This is a genomic window from Streptomyces coryli, assembly GCF_011044975.1.
GTDB lineage: Bacteria > Actinomycetota > Actinomycetes > Streptomycetales > Streptomycetaceae > Streptomyces > Streptomyces coryli.
In genome coordinates, this window is record NZ_JAAKZV010000098.1 from 19,478 (window position 1) to 27,561 (window position 8,084).

The following is an 8,084-nucleotide window of genomic DNA, read 5'->3' on the forward strand; positions in this document are numbered from 1 at the left end:
CATGCGCATCGGACTCATCGGCGCCGGCCGGATCGGCGCGTTTCACGCGGGGGTGCTGGCCCGGCACCCGAAGGTCGACTCGCTGGTCATCGCGGACGCGGACGCCGCGCGGGCGGCGGAGGTGGCGGCTCGTACGGGGGTCGAGCCGGCCGCCGCGCCCGACGCGGTCTTCGCGGCCGGGGTGGACGCCGTCGTCATCTGCGCGGCCACGGCCGCGCACGCCGAACTGATCGCCAAGGCGGCGCGGGCCGGGCTGCCGGTGTTCTGCGAGAAGCCGATAGCCCTCGACCTGCCCGGCACCCGGACCGCGCTGGCGGAGGTGGAGTCGGCCGGCACGCTGCTGCAGCTGGGCTTCATGCGGCGCTTCGACGCCGGGTACGTGGCCGCGCGGGAGGCGGTGCGCTCCGGCCGCCTCGGCCGGCTGCACACCGTACGGGCGATGTCGTCCGACCCCGCGCCGCCGCCTGCCGCGTATCTGCCGCTGTCCGGCGGCCTGTACCGCGACTGCCTCATCCACGACTTCGACATCCTGCGCTGGGTGACGGGCCGCGAGGTGGTGGAGGTCTACGCGATGGGCTCCGACCGCGGCCCGGCGATGTTCCGCGAGGCCGGCGACGTCGATACGGCGGCGGCGCTGCTGACGCTCGACGACGGCACCCTCGCCACCGCGACGGCGACGCGGGTGAACGGGGCGGGCTACGACGTCCGCATGGAACTCGCGGGCGAACAGGACCAGATCGCCGTCGGCCTTGGCGAGCGCACCCCGATCACCTCGGTCGAGCCCGCCGCCGTACCGCTGTCGGGCAAGCCCTGGCCGGGCTTCCTGGAGCGCTTCGCCCCCGCGTACGAGGCGGAGCTGGACGCGTTCGTACGGGTGCTGCGCGGCGAGCTGGCGAACCCGTGCGACGGCCGCGAGGCGCTGGCCGCGCTGCTGGTCGCCGAGGCCTGCGAGCGCTCGCGGCGGGAGCGGCGGCCGGTCACGATCGAGGAGACCGCGACCGGCGACAGCGCTTCCTTCTGAGTGAGCAGCGGAGGGCTCAGGCCGCCACGGCGACCGCCTCCACGACCGGGGTCCGCAGCGCGCGCCCGGCCGTGGCCAGGCTGGTGACCAGCGTCGCCGCGGCCGCGATCGCGACGATGGCGAGCCAGATGACGGGGCTCTGGCCCTCCGGCCAGGGCGAGTCGGTACGCAGCAGGCTGAACGGCAGCACGCCCGCGAGACCGGCCAAGGTGCCCGCCAGGATCCCGGTCGCCGCGAGCACGACGCCCTCCAGGCCGACCATGCCGAGCACCTGGCGCGAGGTGGCCCCGGCGAGCCGCTGCTGGCCGAACTCCCGGCCGCGGTACGAGGTCGCCGCGTACAGGCTGTTGATCAGCATGATGCAGGCGAAGGCGATGACGATGCCGACCACGATGTAGTTCAGCGTCTCCAGGTTCTTGTCCTCCACCGACTTCGTCAGCCCGGCGGCGGCGATCGCGTCGCTCTCGATGCCCTGCATGTACAGCAGGGCCGTCGCCATGCCGGTGAAGAGGGTGAGCGAGGTGAGCATGCCGGACATCTGGTCGGCGCGTTGGCGCATGTTGTGGACGGTGAGGAAGCCGCCGGCCCCGTAACGCTCGGTGGCCCGCCGCTGCAGCCGGTCCAGCACCGCCTTCAGCATCTCCGGGGCCAGCAGGGCGAGGCCGACGGCGACGAGGATCGCCCCGTAGGACGGCGGTGCCATGGACGCCGGGCTCCCCGCCTCCATGGCGAGCGTGGTGCCGGAGCTGCCGGCGCCCGCCACCAGCGCGGCGATCGCGGCGACCTTGCGTATCCGCTGCCGGCGGGGGCGCTGTCCGGCCGCGGCCTTCGCCGCCCGCCGTACGGCCAGGAACGCGGCGCCCGCCGAGGCCAGCAGCGTGATGCCGACGCCGGACCCGATCGCGATGGGCCCGAAGACGAAGTCAACGCCGCGCGCGACCTGCCCGCTGTCCTGGAACTGCCCGAGCAGCGCCTGCCCGCCGAGGATCGCGGGCCCGACGGCGAGGGCGGTGCCGGCCAGCGCGACCACCAGCGCCTCGCCCACGACCATCCGCTTGATCTGCCCCGGGGTCGCTCCGGTGCTGCGCAGCAGCGCGATCTCCTCGGCGCGCTGCCGCACGTTCACGGTCAGCGTGGAGGCCACCGAGAAGAACACCAGCAGGCCGGCGTAGCCGCCGACCACGGACCCGGCGGTGGTCAGCGTCTCGGCGCTGACGTCGTCGACGCCCTTGCCGGACGCCGTGTCGAACATCGAGTTGAAGCCCATGACGATGGTGGCGCCCAGCGCGGCGGAGATGAGCGTGGCGAGCGCGCGCCCGGGTCTTTGGCGCAGGGAACTCAGCGCGAGTGCGAACACGTCATCACACCCCCGCCGGCAGGCCGTTGGCGGTGCCGTCGGCCAGATCGCCGAGGTGCGCGAGACGCTCGGCGACCGCGTCGACGGTGGGAGCGTTCAGCTGCCCGGCCGGGCGGCCGTCCGCGAGGAAGATCACGGCATCGGCGTACGAGGCCGCGACCGGATCATGGGTGACCATCACGACGGTGCGGCCGTGCACCCGTACCGCCTCCTGCAGCAGGCGCAGCACCTCGCGGGCGCTGCGGGTGTCCAGGGCCCCCGTGGGCTCGTCGGCGAAGACCACGGAAGGCTCGGTGACCAGGGCGCGGGCGATGGCGACGCGCTGCCGCTGGCCGCCGGAGAGTTCGTCGGGGCGCCGGGCCAGCCGGTCGCCGAGGCCGACCTGGGCGAGGATGTCCGCCGCCCGTACCGGGTCGACGCGGCGGCCGGCCAGCTTGAGCGGCAGCACGGTGTTCTGCAGCACGCTGAGCGTGGGCAGCAGGTTGTACTGCTGGAAGACGAAGCCGATCCGCTGCCGCCGCAGCTTGGTCAGCTCGGCCTCGCTGCCGCCGGTCAGCTCCTGGCCGTCGACCGTGACGGTGCCGCTGTCCGGCCGGTCGAGGCCCGCCGCGCACTGCAGCAGGGTGGACTTGCCGGACCCTGAGGGGCCCATGACGGCGGTGAAGGTGCCGGCGGGGAGGGCGAGGGAGACGGAGTCGAGCGCGGTCACGGCGCCGTCGCCGGTGCCGTAGACCTTGGTCACGTGGGTGAGGCGCAGCGCTTCGGGTGCGCCAGGTCTCTGTGGATTAGTCATGCGGTCAGCGTGCTGGGCAACTCATCATGCATCAACGCGAGTTGTGGCATAAGCGTTTAAGCCACGCTTATCAGTCACCGCCCGGCTGTCGCATTGCCTGGGACCCTGGCGGCTGACTAATCTCCGGTCAACGACCGATCGGATAACGGTCCATTAGGAACAGTTATCGATCGCGGGTGGGGGGAAGCACGTGGAGCTGCGGGATATCGAGATCTTTCTGACTCTCGCGGAGGAGCTGCACTTCGGGCGCACGGCGGAGCGACTGCATCTGACGCAGGCGCGGGTGAGCCAGTCGATCGCCAAGCAGGAGCGCCGCATCGGGGCGGCGCTGTTCGAGCGCACCAGCCGCAAGGTGGAGCTGACGCCGATCGGGGCGCAGCTGGTGGGGGATCTGAAGCCGGTACGGCGCGCGTTGCAGGAGTCGCTGGAGCGGGCGGAGCTTGCGGCGCAGGGCAACAACCGGCGGTTCCTGCGGCTCGGGATGGTCGGCTGGAATGTCGCCGCCTACCGCCCCTACCTGGACGACTTCGAATCCCGCCTTCCCGGGACCGAGGTGGTGGTGCGCTCGGTGCCGTTCGGCGACCCGTTCGCAGCGCTGCGCGCCGGAGAGGCCGACGTCACCATCCTGTGGGAGCCGGTGCGGGAACCCGACCTTGTGGTGGGCCCGGTGATCGCGACCGAGCCGGTGGTGCTCGGCGTCAACTCCAGCCACCCGCTGGCCGCCAAGGACACGGTGTCGATCGAGGATCTGGCCGGTGAGACGGTGATGGGCGGCGCCGCGCCCGACTACTGGCGCGCGGCGCTCGTCCCCTTCCACACCCCCGGCGGACGGCAGATCCCGATCGGGCCGATCGTCACCACCGTCGAGCAGATGATCCCGGTCCTCGCGACCGGCGAGGCCATGTCGCCCATGGGCTCGCAGTCGATCGAGTATCTGCCGCACCCCGGGGTGACCTACGTGCCCATCCACGACGCCGAGCCGCTGCGCTGGGCACTCGTCTGGAGCGCGGCTGCCGAGACCGAGGCGGTACGTACCCTCGCCGACGTCGTACGCGAGAGGGGCCCGCTGGCCCTGCCCATGAAGACGGGCCTGGCCGGCGGGCAGATCTCAGAAGAAGACGTACCAGGTGATGTCGAGAGTGTCGGCCTTCCCCTCCCGGTCCGTAACCGTCACCCGTGACCCGGCCGTGCCCCAGGTCGTCGGCGTGCCGGTGACCTTCCCGGTGGCCGGGTCGATGGACAGCCCCGCCGGCAGCCCGGTGGCCGACCAGCGCAGGGGCGCCGTACCGCCGGTCGCGGCCAGCTGCAGCGAGACCGGCTTGCCGATGTAGACCGTCTGGCTGCCCGGGTCGGTGAGCAGCGGGTCGCCGCCGCTGGTGCCGCCGACGGTCCAGGTGAAGGCCGTGGAGCCGGACTTGCCGTCCTTGTCGGTCGCGGTGACCTTCACCGCGTGCGTGCCCTCGGCGGTCGGGGTGCCGGTGACCGTGCCCGTACCTGCGTCGATGGCGAGGCCCGCGGGCAGGCCCGACGCGGACCAGGTGTACGGGAGGGTGCCGCCGGTGGCGCTGTTCTTCAGCTCAGCCGCCTCGCCGACGGCGCTCTGCCGGTCGGCGACCGCGGCGACCTGGACCTCGCCGGGCTGCTGGGTGCCGGTGGTGAGGGTCAGGCCCCATTTCTGCAGGGCCTCGTTGACCGGCTGGAAGATGGTGAAGGTGTCGCCGCTGCTGCCGCAGGTGGCGCTGCCGCCGCCGGAGTGGATGCCGACGGCCTTGGCGCCGGAGGCGGTGACGTAGCTGCCGCCGGAGTCGCCACCGGCCGAGCAGGCGTCGGAGTAGGAGAGGCCGTCGATGACGACGTTGCCGTAGTCCACGGTCTGGTTGACCTGGGTAATCTCGCCGCAACGCCAGCCGCTGGTCTGCCCGGAGCGGCAGACCGCCTGCCCGACGACGCCCTCGGCGGAGCCGGTGACGTCGACGTCGGTGCTGGACCAGCCCTCGACGCGAGGGCTGAGCGTCCAGCCGGCCTGGTCGACGGCGACCGCGCCGAAGTCGCCCTCGCGGGCGTTGATGCTGTGGCTGCCGTTCACGTTCGAGGTGCCGATGCGGGTGCCGTCCTTTCCGTAGGCGGGCTGGTTGGCGTCGTTGGTGCAGTGGCCCGCGGTGAGGAAGGACTTGGCATCGGCGGAGCCGGTCGCGGAGAAGCCGATGGAGCAGGGGCTTTCGGACCCGGGCACCCACTTCTCGCCGCCGGCGACTTCGCCGCCCTGCTGGGTGGGTGCGCTGCTGATCTCGCGCACCTTCACGTACGAGCCGAGGGAGGTGGCGCGGCGGAGGAAGCGGTCGGTGGTGGCGGTGCGGTCGGGCTTCGCGACGGTGATGGTGACCTGGTTGCGGCGTTCGTCTACGCCCCAGGCGACGATGCCGGGGATGCCCTTGCCCTTGCTCTTTTCGGCGGAGCGGCCGATGGCGCGGGCGGCGCCGTGGAGGGTGGCGCGGTCGTGTGTCACGCGCTGTGCGGTCGCGCCGAGTTGGGTGGCGCGGCGGGCGGTGGCGGCGTCGGTGACGGCGGCTTTGAGCTTGCCGGTGGCGGCGTCGTACCAGAGCCCGGCGTAGTCGGTGGCCGGCAGTGCGGCGCGCAGCCGGGCGGCGGTGGTCGTTGCGCGTGCCTCGGCGGCGGCGCGGGTGCGGGCCGCGTCGGCGTCGAGACCGAGGTCGCGTTCGAGGGCGTGGAGCAGGCCCTTGGGTACGGAGCCGGGATCGGGGTCGGTTTCTGCGGGTGCGGCGCCGGCGGTGCCGGCGGCCAGGGCGCCGAGCAGGGACAGAGCGAGTGTGGCGGACAACAGCCAGGCGCGGGGGCGTCGGTGTGTCATGGCCGCTCCTCTCGGAGGTCGCGCGGGGGAAGCGCTTGGGGGAAGGGGGAAGCCTGTCGGGTTCACGTCAGGTGTTCAGCAGGCTGGTCCGCGGGGGCCGGGCAGGCATCGGGGGAATCCCTTGCACCGCTCTCCGGTCAGGCCGGCTGCTCCCCCGTGTCCGCCCAGGCGGCGGCCAGCTGCGCCCGCGAACGGACGTCGAGCTTGCGGTAGATGCGGGTGAGCATGGCCTCCACCGTCTTCACCGACAGGAAGAGCCGCGCCGCCGCCTCCCGGTTGCTCGCGCCCGCCGCGACCAGAGCGGCGAGCCGGTGCTCGGCGTCCGTGAGCGCGCGCCCCGAGGCACCGGCCAGGAGCCGGTCCAGAGCCTCGGTGAGCAGCGCCTGCCAGGCCGCGGCGCCGGCTTCGGTGAAGATCGCGAGCGCGTCCTCCAGCGCCGCGCGGGCGGCGGCCCGGCGGCGCAGGCGCAGGTGGGTGCGGGACAGGGCCCAGAGCGTACGGGCGTGCTCCAGCGGGAGGCCGAGCGCGGCGAAATCGTCGGCGGCGGAACGCAACAGCCGCTCCGCCTCGGCTGGTTCGGCCGCCGCGGCCTCGGCCCGCCGCAGGGCGGCGAGAACGCCGGTGCGGCCCAGATCGCGGGCGGCGGCGGTCGTGGTGGCGATCAGTTCGGCGGCCTCCGGCTGCCGGCCGGTGGCGGCGAGGGCCTCGGCGAGATCGCCGTGCCAGCGCAGCACCGAGGGGTCGGCGACGCGCTGCGCCCGCTCCAGCTCCCGTACGTCGAGGAGGACTTCGGCGGCCGCGGCCGGGTCGCCGGTGATCAGCAGGATGTGCCCGAGCGCGTACCGGTTCCGGGAGAGGAAGACCTGATCGTGCTCCTCGCGTGAGGCCCGTACGCCGCGCTCCGCCAGCGTCCGCGCGCGCTCGAAGCTGCCGCCGGCGGCTTCGGCGAGGGCGCCGGTGTACCAGCTCGGCCCTGGTGAGAGCCCCGCGTCCGCGGCGATACGGGCCGCGCGCTCGGCGTATCCGACGGCGTCGCGGCAGCGGCCGGAACGGGCCTGCGTCTCGGCGAGGCTGCGCAGCACCTCGATGACGTCCTCGGCTTCGCCGGAGCGTTCGGCGAGCGGGAGGAGGTGGAGCAGCCCGTCGCGGGCGCGGTCGAGATCGTCGTCGAAGAGGGCGTGGCGCAGGCGCAGGAAGTGGGGCTGGTTGCGCAGTCCGGTGGGATGCGGGGCGCCGGAGTCGCGGAGGGCGGCGGCGAGGGTGTGCTCGGCGGCGGGGTCGCCGAGGATGCGCTCGAGTCGGGCGCGCATGGTGAGCGCGGCGACCGCGGTCTCCGTGTCCCCGGCGCGGGCAGCCAGCGCGGCGGAGCGGCTGGCGGCGGAGCGGGCGCGGACCGGGTCGCCGTCGGCGAGATTCGCCTTCCAGGCGAGGCGGAGCTGGACGGCGGCGAGGAGGGCCGGGTCGCGGTCGGCCTCGGCGGCGGCACGGACGAAGAGCTCGCCGACGTCGTCCAGGGCCTGCCCGGCGGCGTCGATGACGGCGAGCAGGACGTGCACGCGGGGGGCGGGGCGTGCGGTGCGGTCGGTGACCGCGGCGGCGGCGCGGCGGGCGAGGTCGAGGCGACCGGCGCGGCCGGCGTCAGCGGCGGCGGACTCGTAGTGGCGCAGGGCGCCTTCGGCGTCGGCGGCGGGTGTGCGCTCGGCGGCGAGGAGGGCGAGCTCGGCGGCGGTCGCGCGGTCGCCGCGGTCACGGCAGTCCAGGGCGGCTTGTGCCAGGTCGGCGGCGAGGGCGGAGTCGACTGCGTCGGTGGCGAGGGCGCGGTGACGTACCGCCTGGATGGGGTCGGTGACGGCGGCGGCTAGGCGCGCATGCGCGGCGGCTACGGCGGGCCAGGGGGTGGTGGAGGCGAGAACGGTGGCGTAGACGCCTGCGGTGAAGCGGACTTCGCCGCGGGGGTCGCGGGTGAGGAAACCGGCGGTGGCGGCGGTGGCTAGGAGGGCGTCGGGGTCGAGGGCGGGACGGACGCCGGCTTCGTCGGCGGGGC

6 protein-coding genes are annotated in these 8,084 nt (G+C 74.1%); 2 read left to right on the plus strand and 4 right to left on the minus strand.

Annotation, left to right across the window (positions count from 1 at the left end; all coding sequences use genetic code 11):
• Position 1 precedes the first annotated feature (1 nt).
• Positions 2 to 1,021 carry a Gfo/Idh/MocA family protein gene (locus G5C51_RS21670; RefSeq protein WP_165239811.1) on the plus strand — a complete coding sequence of 340 codons (1,020 nt, stop codon included), beginning with the start codon at positions 2 to 4 and terminating at the stop codon, positions 1,019 to 1,021.
• A gap of 16 nt (positions 1,022 to 1,037) precedes the next feature.
• Here the strand turns inward: G5C51_RS21670 and G5C51_RS21675 are convergent, their stop codons facing one another.
• Both G5C51_RS21675 and G5C51_RS21680 read right to left on the minus strand, forming a co-directional pair.
• Positions 1,038 to 2,378 carry an FtsX-like permease family protein gene (locus G5C51_RS21675; protein ID WP_165239812.1) on the minus strand — a complete coding sequence of 447 codons (1,341 nt, stop codon included), beginning with the start codon at positions 2,376 to 2,378 and terminating at the stop codon, positions 1,038 to 1,040.
• Positions 2,379 to 2,382: 4 nt separating this feature from the next.
• Positions 2,383 to 3,171, minus strand: a complete 789-nt coding sequence (locus G5C51_RS21680; protein WP_165239813.1) for an ABC transporter ATP-binding protein — start codon at positions 3,169 to 3,171, stop codon at positions 2,383 to 2,385.
• Positions 3,172 to 3,361: 190 nt separating this feature from the next.
• On the opposite strand from G5C51_RS21680, the gene G5C51_RS21685 reads away from it, so the two are divergent.
• Positions 3,362 to 4,351: a LysR substrate-binding domain-containing protein gene (locus tag G5C51_RS21685; RefSeq protein WP_165239814.1), complete on the plus strand. Its 990-nt coding sequence runs from the start codon at positions 3,362 to 3,364 to the stop codon at positions 4,349 to 4,351.
• Here G5C51_RS21685 and G5C51_RS21690 read toward each other — a convergent pair.
• Together G5C51_RS21690 and G5C51_RS43805 are read right to left on the minus strand one after the other, a co-directional pair.
• Positions 4,280 to 6,040 (minus strand): putative Ig domain-containing protein, encoded by a 1,761-nt coding sequence (locus tag G5C51_RS21690; protein ID WP_165239815.1) that lies wholly within the window; start codon positions 6,038 to 6,040, stop codon positions 4,280 to 4,282. The two genes, G5C51_RS21685 and G5C51_RS21690, sit on opposite strands and share 72 nt — an antisense overlap.
• 137 nt (positions 6,041 to 6,177) lie before the next feature.
• Positions 6,178 to 8,084, minus strand: a 1,907-nt coding sequence (locus tag G5C51_RS43805) for a helix-turn-helix transcriptional regulator (RefSeq protein ID WP_165239816.1), incomplete at its 5' end; no start/stop codon positions are given.